General features: G+C 63.8%; 13 protein-coding genes. 8 read left to right on the forward strand and 5 right to left on the reverse strand.

Annotated elements, in window-relative coordinates; all coding sequences use genetic code 11:
- Positions 1–49: 49 nt before the first annotated feature.
- The 6 genes from SO139_RS37465 (at position 50) to SO139_RS37490 (ending at position 7910) form a co-directional block, all read left to right on the forward strand.
- Positions 50–955 carry a LysR family transcriptional regulator gene (locus SO139_RS37465; RefSeq protein ID WP_449377034.1) on the forward strand — a complete coding sequence of 302 codons (906 nt, stop codon included), beginning with the start codon at positions 50–52 and terminating at the stop codon, positions 953–955.
- Positions 956–1143: 188 nt separating this feature from the next.
- On the forward strand, positions 1144–2088 hold the full coding sequence (gene kdgD, locus SO139_RS37470; protein WP_449377033.1) for a 5-dehydro-4-deoxyglucarate dehydratase: 945 nt from the start codon (positions 1144–1146) through the stop codon (positions 2086–2088).
- A gap of 26 nt (positions 2089–2114) precedes the next feature.
- Positions 2115–3458 (forward strand): glucarate dehydratase, encoded by a 1344-nt coding sequence (gene gudD / locus SO139_RS37475; RefSeq protein ID WP_498541596.1) that lies wholly within the window; start codon positions 2115–2117, stop codon positions 3456–3458.
- A gap of 78 nt (positions 3459–3536) precedes the next feature.
- A complete protein-coding gene (locus tag SO139_RS37480; protein ID WP_498541597.1) occupies positions 3537–4985 on the forward strand; it encodes an aldehyde dehydrogenase family protein in 1449 nt (482 codons plus the stop codon).
- A 126-nt stretch (positions 4986–5111) separates the two neighbouring features.
- Entirely contained in the window at positions 5112–6653 is a 1542-nt protein-coding gene (gene garD / locus SO139_RS37485; RefSeq protein ID WP_498541606.1) for a galactarate dehydratase, read from the forward strand.
- Positions 6654–6704: 51 nt separating this feature from the next.
- Positions 6705–7910, forward strand: coding sequence for a mandelate racemase/muconate lactonizing enzyme family protein (locus SO139_RS37490; protein WP_498541598.1), 1206 nt, complete (start codon positions 6705–6707; stop codon positions 7908–7910).
- 57 nt (positions 7911–7967) lie between these two features.
- Here the strand turns inward: SO139_RS37490 and SO139_RS37495 are convergent, their stop codons facing one another.
- From SO139_RS37495 to SO139_RS37510, 4 genes are all read right to left on the reverse strand, one after another.
- Positions 7968–8189, reverse strand: coding sequence for a hypothetical protein (locus tag SO139_RS37495; protein WP_498541599.1), 222 nt, complete (start codon positions 8187–8189; stop codon positions 7968–7970).
- On the reverse strand, positions 8186–9703 hold the full coding sequence (locus tag SO139_RS37500) for a CYTH and CHAD domain-containing protein (protein WP_498541600.1): 1518 nt from the start codon (positions 9701–9703) through the stop codon (positions 8186–8188). Before SO139_RS37500 ends, SO139_RS37495 begins: the two co-directional genes overlap by 4 nt.
- Before the next feature lie 223 nt (positions 9704–9926).
- The gene (locus tag SO139_RS37505; RefSeq protein ID WP_498541601.1) at positions 9927–10640 is read right to left on the reverse strand and encodes an outer membrane protein; all 714 of its coding nucleotides are present in this window, start codon (positions 10638–10640) and stop codon (positions 9927–9929) included.
- 22 nt (positions 10641–10662) lie between these two features.
- Positions 10663–12129: a hypothetical protein gene (locus tag SO139_RS37510; RefSeq protein WP_498541602.1), complete on the reverse strand. Its 1467-nt coding sequence runs from the start codon at positions 12127–12129 to the stop codon at positions 10663–10665.
- Positions 12130–12599: 470 nt separating this feature from the next.
- On the opposite strand from SO139_RS37510, the gene SO139_RS37515 reads away from it, so the two are divergent.
- Both SO139_RS37515 and SO139_RS37520 read left to right on the forward strand, forming a co-directional pair.
- Entirely contained in the window at positions 12600–13583 is a 984-nt protein-coding gene (locus tag SO139_RS37515) for an AraC family transcriptional regulator (protein ID WP_498541603.1), read from the forward strand.
- Between the two features lie 280 nt (positions 13584–13863).
- Positions 13864–14133 (forward strand): hypothetical protein, encoded by a 270-nt coding sequence (locus SO139_RS37520; protein WP_498541604.1) that lies wholly within the window; start codon positions 13864–13866, stop codon positions 14131–14133.
- A 122-nt stretch (positions 14134–14255) separates the two neighbouring features.
- Here the strand turns inward: SO139_RS37520 and SO139_RS37525 are convergent, their stop codons facing one another.
- The gene (locus SO139_RS37525; protein WP_498541605.1) at positions 14256–14606 is read right to left on the reverse strand and encodes a hypothetical protein; all 351 of its coding nucleotides are present in this window, start codon (positions 14604–14606) and stop codon (positions 14256–14258) included.
- Between the last annotated feature and the right edge of the window lie 388 nt (positions 14607–14994).

A 14994-nucleotide genomic window follows, 5' to 3' on the forward strand; every position in this document is an offset into this window, starting at 1 on the left:
GATGCTAGAAGTGCCGGGGAAACGCCTTATCCATCTAAGGCCAGTATCGATGTTCGACCTCAACCAACTCCGCTGCTTCGTCACCGTGGCGGAGGAATTGCATTTCGGCCGCGCCGCCGCGCGGCTCAACATGACCCAGCCGCCGCTGTCGCGGCAGATCCAGGTGCTCGAGCACATCATCGACGCACCGCTGCTGGAGCGCACCAGCCGCTCGGTGCGCCTGACGCCGGCCGGACGCAGCTTCCTGCCTGAAGCGCGGCGTATTCTGAAGCTCGCGGAGAGCGCCTCGCAGGTCGCCCGCCGCATCGCGCTCGGCAAGACCGGCTCGGTGAAGATCGGTTTCACGGCCGCGGCCGCCTACGGCTTCCTGCCCGAGCTCGTCGCCGCCTGCCGCGCAAAACTCCCCGAAGTCGACTTCTCGCTGAAGGAGATGGTCTCGGGCGACCAGTTCGAGGCGCTGGCTTCGGGCCAGATCGATGCCGGCCTGCTCCGGCCGCCGATCGCGCGGCCGGAGCTTGCGAGCCGCCGCGTCGTCGCCGAGCCCCTGCTCGCCGCGATCCCGAAGAAGCACCCGCTGGCGAATGCCGAAAGCGTCACCATCAAGGACTTCGACGACCAGCCCTTCGTGATGTATTCGCCCTATGAGAGCCGCTATTTCCACGACCTGCTGGTCGCGCTCTTCACCCGCGCCGACGTGCTGCCACGCTATGTCCAGCACTTGAGCCAGATCCACTCGATCCTCGCCATGGTGCGCGCGGGGCTCGGGCTTGCCATCGTGCCGGCGGCGGCCGCGAGCCTGAAGATCTCCGACGTCCGCCTGCGGCCGCTCAAACTCCGCACGCGCATTCCGGTCGAGCTCTTCATGGTCTGGCGGCGCGATGACGAGAACCCGCTGCTGTCGGCACTGGTGAAAATCGCAGGCGAATTGGCCGCGTCGGAGACCATGGAAGATTGATGCTGAATTTGTATCATTCGATATAGGATTTGGCTTGGACGCGCATCGAACGGTCTCTTAAGTAACGGCCCATGGACGCGCGTCTACAGCGCGACCTCCGAGACATCGGACGCCACACCGCGCGTCCTCCAAAACATCCGGCGCGCAGGTCCGCGCGCCGCCTTCAAAACCCAGAGGGAGCAGCGCCCATGAGCAAGATGACCCCGCAGGAGATGGCCCAGAAGATCGGCTCCGGCCTCCTGTCCTTCCCCGTCACGCCGTTCAAGGCGGACTACTCCTTCGACGAGGCGACGTACCGCGCCAACATGGACTGGCTGTGCGGCTATGACGTCGCGGGCCTGTTCGCCGCCGGCGGCACCGGCGAGTTCTTCTCGCTGACGCCGGCCGAGGTTCCGCAGGTGGTCAAGGTCGCCGTCGACGAGACCAAGGGCCGCGTGCCCGTGCTCGCCGGCACCGGCTACGGCACCGCAACCGCGCGCGAGATCGCGATCGGCGCGGAAAAGGCCGGCGCCGACGGCCTGTTGCTGCTGCCGCCCTATCTCACCCATTCCGAGCAGGACGGCCTCGCCGCCCATGTCGAGGCGGTCTGCGCTTCCGTGAAGATCGGCGTCATCGTCTACAACCGCGACAATGCCATCCTCCAGCCCGACACGCTCGCCCGCCTCGCCGAGCGCTGCCCGAACCTCGTCGGCTACAAGGACGGCATCGGCGACATCGAGCTGATGACCCGCGTCTACACCAAGCTCGGCGACCGCCTGACCTATGTCGGCGGCCTGCCGACAGCCGAGACCTTCGCCCTGCCCTATCTCGACATGGGCGTCACCACCTATTCGTCGGCCGTGTTCAACTTCGTGCCGGAGTTTGCGACCAAGTTCTACGCAGCCGTGCGCAAGCGCGATCACGAGACGATCAATGCAGGCCTGAAGAACTTCATCCTGCCGCTGATCGCGATCCGCAACCGCAAGAAGGGCTATGCGGTCTCGATCATCAAGGCCGGCATGAAGGTGATCGGCCGCGACTCCGGTCCGGTCCGTCCGCCGCTCACTGATCTCAACGAGCAGGAGATGGCGGAACTCACCGCGCTCGTGCAAAACCTGCCCGCCGCGCAATCGGCACAACAGGCAGCAGAATAACGAAAGACAAAAGGGAGGAGCAGAAGATGGTCGAGAGCGGAATTTCCGGCGCGCCAATCGTCACGTCGATGCAGGTGATCCCGGTCGCCGGCCGCGACGGCATGCTCCTCAATCTGAGCGGCGCGCATGCGCCGTTCTTCACCCGCAACATCGTCATCCTCACCGACAACTCCGGACATACCGGCGTCGGCGAGGTGCCGGGCGGCGAAAAGATCCGCAAGACGCTGGAAGACGCCCGCGATCTCGTGGTTGGAAAGACGGTCGGCGCCCTCAACAACATCCTCGCCGACATCCGCACCGCCTTTGCGGACCGTGACGCCGGCGGCCGCGGCAAGCAGACCTTTGACCTGCGCGTGATGATCCACGCCGTGACAGCGGTGGAATCCGCGCTGCTCGACCTGCTCGGCCAGCATCTGGGCCTGCCCGTCGCAGCGCTGCTCGGCGAGGGCCAGCAGCGCAAGAGCGTCGAGACGCTCGGCTATCTCTTCTTCGTCGGCGACCGCCGCAAGACGAGCCTCGCCTATGTCGAAGGCGAGAGCGGCAAGCCGGATTGGTTCAACCTGCGCCATCAGGAAGCGATGACGCCCGAGACAATCGTGCGGCTCGCGGAAGCGACCCACGATCACTATGGCTTTGCCGATTTCAAGCTGAAGGGCGGCGTCTTGCGCGGCGAGCAGGAGATCGAGGCCGTCACCGCGATCGCCAAGCGTTTTCCCAATGCGCGCGTCACGCTTGATCCGAACGGCGCCTGGTCGCTCGATGAGGCGGTCAGCCTCTGCAAGAACATGCACGGCATCCTTGCCTATGCCGAGGACCCCTGCGGCGCCGAAGCCGGCTTCTCCGGCCGCGAGATCATGGCCGAGTTCCGCCGCGCCACGGGACTGCCGACTGCCACGAACATGATCGCCACCGACTGGCGCCAGCTGTCTCACGCATTGAGACTCGGCGCGGTTGATATCCCGCTGGCCGACCCCCATTTCTGGACCATGCAAGGCTCGGTGCGCGTCGCCCAGACCTGCCGCGACAACGGCCTGACCTGGGGCTCGCACTCCAACAACCATTTTGACATTTCGCTCGCCATGTTCACCCATGTCGGTGCAGCCGCTCCCGGCAGGGTCACCGCCATCGACACCCACTGGATCTGGCAAGACGGCCAGGCGCTCACCAAGGAGCCGCTCCAGATCAAGGGCGGCAAGATCGCCATCCCCGACAAGCCGGGTCTTGGCATCGAAATCGACCGGGCAGCCATCGAAGCCGCGCATGGCCTCTACAAGCAGCATGGACTCGGTGCCCGGGATGACGCTATTGCCATGCAGTACCTGATCCCCGGCTGGACCTTCGACGACAAGCGTCCTTGCCTCGTGCGCTAAAAACTTCAGGCATGATCCCGGAAAAGTGGACACCGGTTTTCCGATGAGGATCATGCCCCTTAAGTATGGAGGAAAAAGATGACTGCGATCCTGAAGAATTTCATTGGCGGTGAATGGGTCGACGGCTCCGGCATCACCAAAAACATCAACCCCTCCAACACCAACGACGTGGTCGGCGAATATGCCAAGGCCGACAAGGCGCAGACCGAGAAAGCGATTGCGGCTGCCAAGGCCGCCTTCCCGGCCTGGGCGCACTCGACGCCGCAGGAGCGCTATGACGCGCTGACCAAGATCTCGACCGAAATCCTCGCCCGCAAGGAAGAGCTTGGCCGCCTGCTCGCCCGCGAGGAAGGCAAGACCCTGCCCGAAGGCATCGGCGAGGTCGCCCGCGCCGGCCAGATCTTCGCGTTCTTCGCCGGTGAAGCGCTGCGCCTGATCGGCGAGAAAGGCGCTTCTGTCCGTCCCGGCCTCGAGGTCGAGATCACCCGCGAGCCCGTCGGCGTCATCGGCATGATCACGCCCTGGAACTTCCCGATCGCGATCCCCGCCTGGAAGATCGCGCCCGCGCTCTGCTACGGCAACACGGTCGTGTTCAAGCCCGCTGAACTCGTGCCGGGCTCCGGCCATGCGTTGTCCGAGATCATCACCCGCTCCGGCATTCCGGCAGGCGTGTTCAACCTCGTCGTCGGCTCCGGCTCCGTGGTCGGCCAGACGCTGCTCGATCATCCGGACGTCGCCGCGATCTCCTTCACCGGCTCGGTGCAGACGGGACGCAAGATCGCGCAGGCCTGCGTGCTCTCCAACCCCATGAAGAAATTCCAGCTCGAGATGGGCGGCAAGAATCCGCTGGTCGTGCTCGACGACGCCGATCTCAAGACCGCCGTCGAGGTCGCCGTCAACGGCGCCTATTTCTCGACCGGCCAGCGCTGCACGGCCTCCTCGCGCCTGATCGTCACCGAAGGTATCCACGACCGCTTCGTCGCGGCGGTGGCCGAGCGCCTGAACGGCCTGTCGGTAGACGACGCACTCAAGGCTGGTGTCCATATCGGCCCGGTGGTCGATCAGAGCCAGCTCGATCAGGACCTGCGCTATATCAAGATCGGCCAGGACGAAGGCGCCAAGCTCGCCTGGGGCGGCGAGCTGCTCAAGCGCGAGACGCCCGGCCATTACCTCCAGCCGGCGCTATTCACCGAGGCCAACAACAACATGCGCATCGCGCGTGAGGAAATCTTCGGCCCCGTCGCCGCCGTCATCCGCGCCAAGAACTACGAGGAGGCCCTGGCGATCTCCAACGACACCGAGTTCGGCCTCGCCTCCGGCATCTGCACCACCAGCCTGAAATACGCCACGCACTACAAGCGCAACAGCGAGTCCGGCATGGTGATGGTCAACCTGCCGACCGCTGGCGTCGACTATCACGTGCCGTTCGGTGGCCGGAAGGGCTCGAGCTACGGCGCGCGCGAGCAGGGTTCGTACGCCCGCGAGTTCTACACCACGGTGAAGACCGGCTACACGTTCCCTGGCTGATAGGCCATCGTCGCAGGGTGGGCAAAGCGAAGCTTGCCCACCGCTTATGTTCGGGGTGAAGCATGGTGGGCACGGCGCGTCGCGCCTTTGCCCACCCTACGATTTCAGTTCATGAGGCAAGAGCAGATGGACCAGTCAGTCGCAGCGAAAGAACAGCCTCTCTACGTCAAGCTCAACGAGCGCGACAATGTCGCGATCGTGGTCAATGATTTCGGGCTCCCCGCCGGCTCCCGCTTTGCCTGCGGGCTGACGCTGCGCGCCTTCGTGCCGCAAGGCCACAAGACGGCGCTGGTCGATATCGCGCAAGACGCGCCAATCGTCCGCTATGGCGAGGTGATCGGCTACGCTCTCTCGCCGATATCAGCCGGCGAATGGGTCGATGAGGCGCGCATCCGCATGCCGGAAGCCCCTGCGCTCGACAGGCTGGAAATCTCGACCGCCGTCCCCGCTCCGCTTCCCCCGCTCGAAGGCTATACCTTCGAAGGCTATCGCAATCCGGACGGATCGGTTGGCACCAAGAACATTCTGGGCATCTCCTCCTCCGTGCAATGCGTCAAGGGCACGATGGAATATGCGGTGAAGCGCATCCGCGCCGAGCTGTTGCCCAAATACCCAAACGTCGACGACGTCGTTCCCCTCACCCACGCCTATGGCTGCGGTGTCGCCATCGCCGCGCCGGACGCTGTCGTGCCGATCCGCACGCTGCAAAACCTTGCGCTGAACCCGAATTTCGGCGGCGAGATTCTCGTTATTAGCCTGGGTTGCGAGAAGCTTGCGCCCGAGCGGCTGGTGCCAGAGGGCGTAAACGACGCCATCGTGCGCATGCAGGATGAAGCCTTCGACGGCTTCGGTGCGATCGTCGGTGCGATCATGACGCAGGCCGAGGCGCGCCTGAAAATCCTCAACACCCGCAAGCGCGAGACGTGCCCCGCCTCCGATCTCGTCATCGGCCTGCAATGCGGCGGCAGCGACGCATTCTCCGGCGTCACCGCCAATCCTGCCGTCGGCTACGCCGCGGATCTGTTGGTGCGCGCCGGCGCCACCGTGATGTTCTCGGAAGTCACCGAGGTGCGCGACGCCATCCAGCTCCTCACCCGCCGTGCCATCAATGAGGACGTCGGCCGCGCGCTGGTGCGCGAGATGGCCTGGTACGACTCTTACCTCGCCCGCGGCGGCGCCGACCGCAGCGCCAACACCTCGCCCGGCAATAAAAAGGGCGGCCTTGCCAACATCGTCGAGAAGGCACTCGGCTCGGTCGTCAAGTCCGGTTCGAGTGCGATCGCAGGCGTGCTCTCGCCCGGCGAGAAGGCGACGCAGAAGGGCATGCTGTTCGCGGCAACGCCCGCCTCCGACTTCATCTGCGGCACGCTTCAGCTCGCCTCCGGCATGACCCTGCAGGTGTTCACCACCGGCCGCGGCACGCCCTACGGCCTCGCCGCCGCCCCCGTGATCAAGGTCGCGACGCGCAGCGAGCTTGCGCGGCGCTGGAAGGACCTGATCGACTTCGATGCGGGGCGCATCGCCACCGGCGAGAAGACCATCGAGGAAACCGGCTGGGACCTGTTCCGCCTGATCCTCGACGTCGCCAGCGGGCGCACCAAGCCATGGTCGGACCGCTGGGGCATCCACAACGACCTCACGCTGTTCAATCCCGCGCCCGTGACGTGACACCGCCGCGTCGCGCCGGCGACAGGACAGCAACAATCAAGAGGACTCTCAATGTCCCGTATCACCGCCTTGCGCACCATCCGCATCGACGAGCGGCCGAACTTGATCTGGGTCGAGGTCGAGACCGACGAAGGGCTTACCGGCCTCGGTGAGAGCTTTCGCGGAGCGCAGGCGGTCGAGGCAGCCGTGCATGAGCTTGCGGCGCCCCTGGTGCTCGGCCAAGACTCCCGGCGGATCGAGGCAATCTCCCGCCAGTTGCTAACGCCCTATCTCGGCTTTCACAGCGTCAGCGCAGAGGTCCGCGCGGCGAGCGCCATCGACATCGCGCTGTGGGATATCAAGGGCCAGCGCCACGGCATTCCCGTGCACGAAGCGCTCGGCGGCGCGAGCCGGCTGGAGATTCGCGCCTACAACACCTGCGCGGGTTATGCCTACAATACCAAGAGCGCGAAACGCCGCGAGATCGGCGCTGACGATGCCGCACTCGGCCCCTATGACGACCAGATTGCCTTCATGCGCGACGCCGGCGCGCTCGCCGAGAGCCTCGTGAGTGAAGGCTACGGCGCGATGAAGATCTGGCCATTCGATCCCTTCGCCGCCAATGGTGGCCACTCGATCACGCTGACCGATCTCAAGACCGGCCTCGAGCCGTTCCGCAAGATCCGCGCTGCCGTCGGCAACCGCATCGACATCATGTGCGAGCTGCACAGCCTGTGGGGTGCCCACACCGCCGAACGCATCTGCCGCGCGCTCGAAGATTACGGCGTGTTCTGGGTTGAGGATCCGCTCTGCAAGATGGACGACGCGCAGGGCCTCGCCGATCTCAGGCGCCGGGTGAAGACGCCGATATGCGGCAGCGAGACGCTTGCGGGTGCCGCAAGCTTCCGCAACCTGCTTGCGTCGGAAGCGCTCGACGTGGTGATGCTCGACATCGCCTGGTGCGGGGGCCTGAGCGAGGCGCGCAAGATCGCGGCACTTGCAGAGGCCTACAACAAGCCGGTCGCGCCGCACGATTGCACCGGCCCGGTTGCGCTGATGGCGGGCCTGCATCTCGCCCTCCATGCGCCAACCGCGATCTTCCAGGAGGTCGTCCGCGCGACCCTCTCCACCTGGTATCGCGATCTCGTGACGGAGCTTCCCGTCGTCCGCAACGGCATGGTGTCGGCGCCGCGCGGTCCCGGCCTCGGGCTCGCGCTCAATCCCGACTTGCGCGAGAGGCCGGACGCGACGGTACGCGAGTCCAAACTCGGCGCGTGATCGGCTCGCGACCGTACCTCTGTCCGAGGCGCAGTCAGGATGCGCGATGGCGTCGTCTCAGTATTTCGCCACCACCGGCGTGTTGAAATGATAGTTCAGCCCGGAGCGGAAGATGTGCTCCTGGAGCTGGCTGGTGTGGGCAAACACGAACAGACCGAAATTGTTGGTGTCGACAAGGGTGGTCCTGACATTGCCGTAGGCGACACCGCCGGTCAGGTAGACCAGCGAGGAGCCAACCGAATAGCCGACGCGCGCCCGCGCAGTGCCGAACCAGTTCATCCGCTGATCGGCTCCAACCCCCGCACTTCCCTTTCCGCAACCTTCACCAGCGGCTTGACCGCCTGATCCTCCCGGCCGAGTACCACGCCCGAAGCAAATGCACGCGCGCGCCCTTCATGGCGTGACGCCCGCGCCTTGAGCGCTGCGTCGACAGCCAAGTCGCGATGCGCGACGAAATCGTTGAGCGAGCCAAGCGCGTTTTGAATCTTCTTCAGATGCCTGGACAGCCCTGCCATCTGCTTCCGTTCGCGCCTGGACTGAAAAAGACTTTCGAAGAACTCGAGCGCATATCTGATCTTCTTGGCCCTGATGCGCAGCTTGTGCCGTTCCCGGGCAGACATCTCGTCGAGATGCCGACCCTGCTTGCGCAGCTTCCTGATGCGGCGATGCAGCAGGTTGCCGGCGAATTTGCCGATCGGCGCCTTGGCATCTTTTGTCGCAATCGTTTGGTCGGCCTCGATCCATTGCAGCGTATCGACCAGCAGGGACCGGTAGCGCGGCGCATTGACGGCTTCTCTTGCGCGCGCGAAGGCGCGCTCGCGCCTGGCACGGAACTCTTTCTTGATGGCCTTGCCGCCCCTGCGCAGCAACAGATCGCGCGTGGCAGGCTCGATATTCTCCGTCACGAAGACATCGAGCTCACGCGCGGGCGCGAGTTCGTTGGTCAGCCACTTCAGTTCCTGCTTGATCCTGTTCGTGCCCGTCCCGGACAGGATGTTCGAGAACAATGAGATGGCCGCGCGCAGGCGGCGCAATCCCACTCGCATCTGGTGGATTCCTTCCGGATCGCCATTGCGGACAGCGTCGGCATTGCCCGAGAAATGGCGTGCCGTCGCGCGACCGATGGTCCGGAAGGCTTCGCCGGCCCTCAGATCGGCATTCAAGGCGATACTTTCGGCGGACAGAACCGGATGTTCCTCGCCGCGCGCCAGAGCATAACCGCGATCCGATTTCGATCGCAGATCGAGTTCGGCTTGCGATTTCCGTTCGATCGACCTTGCGACGCGGAACAAATCGACGAGCCGGCCGCTCTTGAGTTCCAGTTCAAGCTCCTCGACCGGGCTGGAGCGTTGCGCAGCGACAATATGTCCGCGATCGATGGCGAGTTCGATCTCACTTCTCCTGGTACGAAGCGGCAACGTGATGCGGTGCACCGATGTCTCGAACACGGGCTTCAGCTTGCGACGCAACTTCCCAGATGCAAACGGCTCGAGCGGAGTGCCCTGCACCTTGTCGAGGTTCGGCGCACCGTTTTTGATCTCCGTCTCCCATTCGCCGCGGCCGAATTGCGCACCGTTGGCCGATTTGACGGTCTGGATGTGCTTATCACCGTCATCACGCACGCGAAGCGTGAGGCCATGCCGTTTCAGCTTGTATTTTCTGGTATCGAAGTAGGTCGACACCAGATCGTTCTCGGATCGCGGTCCGATCTTGCCGCCAGCCATGCGCCCGTTCGCCAATGCCTTGCAATGGCGCACCGGCACGCGGAATTTCAGTTCCGTCTCGACAGCCATCCTGTTCGGACCCGTACGCTGCGACAGGTAACGGACGACAAGCAGTTAAGTCCCGCTCGAAATGCGCGGCCATTGCAGGCACGCACAAAAAGTTGCCGCAAGTCGGATAATCGAGCCGGTCCGAATCTGTTCCGTCTCGGACGATTGCTCAATCGAGCGAAATGCCGGCAGCAAGATTTTGCTACCGGCATTTCAATACGAGTCAGGCCTGCGCGTCTTGCAATCAGTATCGCGCCGTCACTGGTCCGTCCGAGCCGAAATGGTAGTTCACGCCGAACCGCACCAGGCTGACATTGCGTTCGGTCAGCGTGCCGTACAAATCCGACGGCGTCGTCGTCGTGAACGAGGGGATGAAGAGATACTCCGCCTTCGCCGACCATTGCGGCAGGAACATCCATTCCAGGCCGCCGCCAACCACCGCGCCCCGCACACCATCCGTCTGGGAGTTCTCTGCGACAAAATTGTTGGCCTTGAGTCCGGCGAAAGCAATGCCGCCGGTGATGTAGGGCATGAACTGGCCGAATGCCACACCCACACGGCCGCGGCCCGTATGCAGCCACGTGATTCTCGTCCGGCACGGAATTGGACCTGCGCAACCACCTTTCGACGTATTGCCGTCGATGTCGGCCGCCGAGAGGTCACCCTCGACGCCCACGACGAATGAGCCGAACTGCCAATCGTATCCAACCGTGGCACCGGCGATCCACCCGGTCTGACCGAAATCCCCGGAATCACCAAAGCCGCCGCCGAACGTGAAGTTTGTCTGCTCATGGCGCGAGGTTCCGCGACCCCAGCCGCCGGCGACGCCGACATGGAATCCGGTCCATGGTGCGACAGTCGCGACCTGCGCATAGGGCACCGCCGCGAGATCGGCCGCCACGGCTTGGCCGGCGATCAGGCCCAACAGCGAAGCGAGGGCAATTACATGCTTGATCATTGGTCTCATCCTCGTATTTCGCCTAATTGCCGGGGAGTTGGTAGCGCAGTTCGGTGAAGAACAGGTGCGTATGCGCCTCAGGCGGCGCGCCGTTGGCTACGAACCAGGGCTCACGCCGCAGATAGGAGTATTGCGCAAGGCCCGTGATAGCGCCGTATTGCGGGTCAGCCCAGAAGGTGTGCTTGAGATCAAGCGTCCACTGTTCGATCTGCTTGTTGGCGGCATTCGACGATTGCGGATAGCCGAAGCCGGCATAGCGATTGGGCGACGGGTTGGTGGGATCCAGGAAGTAGTTGTTCTCGAAGAACGCCTGACCGTAATAGGCCGACAGGACTGTTGGCTGCAGCACGCGCCACTCGAAGCCAGCAAGATAGCCGTACGAGCGAACCGTCGAAAGCGCGGCAGAGTACGTCGCCGGGCCGCTACCGGTCACTGTCGGCACGAGGTCAGGGCCGAGCGCTCCAAGGTAACGGCCACCGCCATCGCTCCAGAACGCGTTGCCCACGAGTGCAAAGGTCTTGAAGAATTCGAGATTGCCCGCAACCGTTGCCGCCCAGCCATTCGTATCGTGCCAGACCCAATTTGAGATACTCTGCTCCAGGCTGTTCGCCCGGAAATGCCGCCACATGCCGGCTGCCTCGAGATGCAGCCGCGTCCCGGACCATACGTCGCTGTCGTAGGCTGCCTTGGCGACCACATCCGGCATCCGGTTCGGCGTGCCGGGAATTGCGCCGGTGTCGAACTGATTGCCGAGTTGCGCATTGAAAGCGAACGGGTAGACCACCTCGTTGCTACCAACGTACTGCTGCGGATTTTCGATACCGGCACCGATGGTGAAATTCGGTGTCGCGTGCCACGCGAAGTGCGCCGCCGCCTGGCGCGCCCAGGGTAGGCCGACCTGGAAACTCTGGTCGATATTGTTGGTCAGAAAAATGTCCGAGGGATCGGGACCCATGCCGTGGCGGTTCGGCGTCAGCCAGCTATAGGTCTGGCCAAAACTCGTCTCGAACTGGCCCGCCTTCACGTCGGCATAGGCTAGCCGCATCCGAAAGGTGTGGCTGTTCGAATTGACGAACGTGTTCGCCGGGTCGTTGCCGTTGAAATCGCCCTCGAAATAGCCGGTGAGATCGACACCCCTGATGTTGCCGTGCGCGCGCAGACCGAGCACGGTGTTCTGCGCCGACAGCCGCGTCTCGGTGTTGTTGCCGCTGACGGTGTTGTTGAACGGAATCGCGCCGAAATTGGTCGTGGTCGCATTGCCGGTATTTGTATTGCGGCTGACGCCCGTCAAAGCGAGGTAGCCGACGGGCGCGATCTCGAAGCCGCCGACCTCGAACGCCGCCGCCTTGCGCGGCATCGGCGCAGAGCCGGCAGGCGTCGCGGCCGGCGGCGGCACGACGGACGCCGCGGCTGGGCGGGCGTCCGTTGCGGCCACGCTCACCGGCCGCGTCCTCGATTTCAGCGCCTGCATGTCGCCGTCGGCAAGCACCCCCCTTCTTGCGCAGGATTGCCGCCAGGCGATCGCCCTGCTCGGCAGGTGGCGCGGAGGTAACCGCCCTCGCCTCGCTCGATGAGATCACGCCCTTGCTGGCAAGCAGCGAGAGCAGGGCCTCGGTATCGCCGGCCATGACGGATGTGTCGCCACACGCAGCAAACGCGGCGACCGCCGTCGTCGTCAGCAGCGCCTTGCGAATCCCGAGCCCCAACCTCATTCCAACTCCTCCAGAATCAGCTTCGATCGCGTCAACGTCAACGCGAGAGCGAACAGCTATCCGCACGAGGCCGTCACGTGCTCGGACTGGAGAGAACTGGTTGGGACTGATGCGAACTCATCTGACGCTTTGGTGACAAACGATGTATTGCGGCCACACTGACCATCGCGATTGAAATGGCGCCGGAATTCGTTATCAACGCGGCCAAGCCATCGAACTGCCGGACGGTAGATCACGACTATGCAGCATGACCTCGCCTCCTCCGTCCTTCTCTCCCGTTCAGGCATCGACTGATGCATTTCCGGCCCGCCAGCGTCTTTCGATGTGGCGCGAGATATACGGCCGCAACATCGCCAACGTCGACATCGAGACCATCAGCGACCAACCATTTCATGCCAGCGTGACGTTCCAGGGCCTACCCGGCGTCGGGTTGGTCTCGGGATCGCGATCGCCTGCGCATTATCACGTCACGCGGCAACACCTTGCCCGTGCGAGGGACGGCTTCGCATTGTCCATGCTGATGAGTGGAGCCGCCACGACACAGCAACTCGGTCGCGAAATCATCGGCCGGCCCGGCAGCGCTTCGGTGATATCGGGTACTGATCCATCCGCGAACACGATGCACAGCTTCGGCAGCTTTATCACCATCGTGCTGCCACGGCCGGAGGTCTCGGCCCTGGTCCCGGATCTCGGCGCGGCCTATGCGCGACAGATCTCCGCCGAGAACGGCGCGCTACGGCTCCTGATCCGCTACGTGCAGACCTTGTATGAGAATGGCCCGCTCGACGATGTCGGACTGGCGAAGGTCGCAGCGAACCACATCGTCGATCTCGCTGCGCTTGCGATCGGCGCCAATGCCGATGCGGCGCATGAGGCGCAGCAACGCGGTGTTGCAGCCGCGCGGCTGCAATCGATCAAGGCGGAGATCCGCAAGCATCTCGGCGACGGCGATCTCTCGGTTGCGGCGCTGGCCTTGCGGCACGGCGTGACACCGCGCTACGTCCAGAAGCTGTTCGAGCGCGACGGCACCACGTTCTCGGAATTCCTGCTCGCTCGCCGGCTCGAGCGCGGATTGCAGATGCTGCGCGATCCTGCATTTGCGTCACATACGATCAGCGCGATCGCCTTCGAGTGCGGCTTCTCCGACATCTCCTATTTCAACCGGACCTTCCGACGCGCCTTTGGAGCGACGCCGTCCGACATCCGCATGGCGGCGTTGCGGGGACGCTGATGCGAGACTTCCCGTGAGGGATTGCGATGACCTCATGCCGACATGACGGTGCGAAAAGTAGAGACTTGGCGCGGAACGCATGATGAAGCCGAAGCCTGTTCGCTCGCGAGCGGCTTCACGAAACAGTCCTGAAACATAACGGCGGAGCGTTTCTGAATCGCTTCGTCGCGCTTCGTATGCGCAACCAAATATCTTGGCTCACGTTTGGCAGATCTGCGAACCTGCACCGGTGTCATCGCGACCAATCCTCCGATTGGTTATCTTCCCAAGGAGAATAGGTATGCGGATTCTTTCGATGATTGCCGTTGCCGGCATGACGATCGCCAGCACTGCCGGAGCATTTGCCGGCGAGCTTCCCTCCTACGAAGTGAAGTCATTTCCGATTTCGGCCACGCAGGTCCAGGTGCTCGGCGCCGCCGACGTTCAGGAGCAGACCTCCACGCCGACGCTAACCGTCCAAGGCATGCCCGCCTCGCCTGCGCAGATCGCCGTGCTGTCGCCGCGCGTCAAGATGCTCGCGAGCGCGACCGCGACGAGCGAGCAGCGCTAACTCACACGCTTTCATTCCGCGGCTCGCGAATCGCGATCCCGACTCTCACCTCATTTCTCCGGATTCCGGGGTCCGCGTTCCCGCGTCACCCCGGAAACGACGCATCACCGCGCGTTCCATGCTCACGTCATGCTGCCCGGCATGAAGCAGCGGACGCGCGGATGGCCGTCGACATAGTGCTTCCACACCATGGTCCTGCCGATCTTGTTCGGCTCGGTGATGACGGCACCGTCAGGCACCACGACCCATTCGTCGTCGATGTGCACGCGATAATGGCCGTTGTCGGATTCCCAATCGACGTCGGCGATGACGTAGCCGTCGGCGTCCGAGCAGCATTGCCCGTATTGGCTGTGCAGGCTCTCGAACCAGGGCTTGAGCGGCGAATGGGCATAACGCCCGTCGTCGCGCGCGAACGCCGACGTGGCGAGCGTGATCACGCCAAGCACGAGCGCGGCACAATGTCTTGCAAACATTCCTTCGTCTCCGCGGGTCGGTGTCCGCCGCGGGGCGCAAGCGCCGCTATTCGTCCGCCACGAACCGCGGCAGACGTGGAGAAATAGCGATTCGCTCCCCCAGCAACTTTCCCGACCACTATGCAAAACTGGCGCCAAAGCACATTCCGGGGAACTACTGTTGGGGACATCGGCGGCATGCGTCTTTGGACTCATGTGCCCGCAGTCAAACAGGACTGCATTCCCATCACGCGGCTAGGCCGCGAAACCGAGACTGCACACGTCTGCGATTGGAAATGTAGATTGGAAGATGCGATGGCGGACCTTTCGCTGTCATTGCGAGCGCAGCGAAGATTCCATGGGGAGTGGATAGCGACCGGGTCTGAGGCCAGACTGAGGTTGCTGAATC

Source organism: Bradyrhizobium sp. UFLA05-89 (assembly GCF_059803475.1).

Excerpts from the sequence above, each read along its gene's own strand:
- SO139_RS37495 (WP_498541599.1), bottom strand. The coding sequence starts at position 8,189 with ATGAACTGGTTCGGCACTGCGCGGGCGCGCGTCGGCTATTCGGTTGGC.
- SO139_RS37500 (WP_498541600.1), bottom strand. The coding sequence starts at position 9,703 with ATGGCTGTCGAGACGGAACTGAAATTCCGCGTGCCGGTGCGCCATTGC.
- SO139_RS37480 (WP_498541597.1), top strand. The coding sequence starts at position 3,537 with ATGACTGCGATCCTGAAGAATTTCATTGGCGGTGAATGGGTCGACGGC.
- kdgD (WP_449377033.1), top strand. The coding sequence starts at position 1,144 with ATGAGCAAGATGACCCCGCAGGAGATGGCCCAGAAGATCGGCTCCGGC.
- SO139_RS37490 (WP_498541598.1), top strand. The coding sequence starts at position 6,705 with ATGTCCCGTATCACCGCCTTGCGCACCATCCGCATCGACGAGCGGCCG.
- SO139_RS37515 (WP_498541603.1), top strand. The coding sequence starts at position 12,600 with ATGACCTCGCCTCCTCCGTCCTTCTCTCCCGTTCAGGCATCGACTGAT.
- gudD (WP_498541596.1), top strand. The coding sequence starts at position 2,115 with ATGGTCGAGAGCGGAATTTCCGGCGCGCCAATCGTCACGTCGATGCAG.
- SO139_RS37505 (WP_498541601.1), bottom strand. The coding sequence starts at position 10,640 with ATGATCAAGCATGTAATTGCCCTCGCTTCGCTGTTGGGCCTGATCGCC.
- SO139_RS37525 (WP_498541605.1), bottom strand. The coding sequence starts at position 14,606 with ATGTTTGCAAGACATTGTGCCGCGCTCGTGCTTGGCGTGATCACGCTC.
- SO139_RS37465 (WP_449377034.1), top strand. The coding sequence starts at position 50 with ATGTTCGACCTCAACCAACTCCGCTGCTTCGTCACCGTGGCGGAGGAA.
- garD (WP_498541606.1), top strand. The coding sequence starts at position 5,112 with ATGGACCAGTCAGTCGCAGCGAAAGAACAGCCTCTCTACGTCAAGCTC.
- SO139_RS37520 (WP_498541604.1), top strand. The coding sequence starts at position 13,864 with ATGCGGATTCTTTCGATGATTGCCGTTGCCGGCATGACGATCGCCAGC.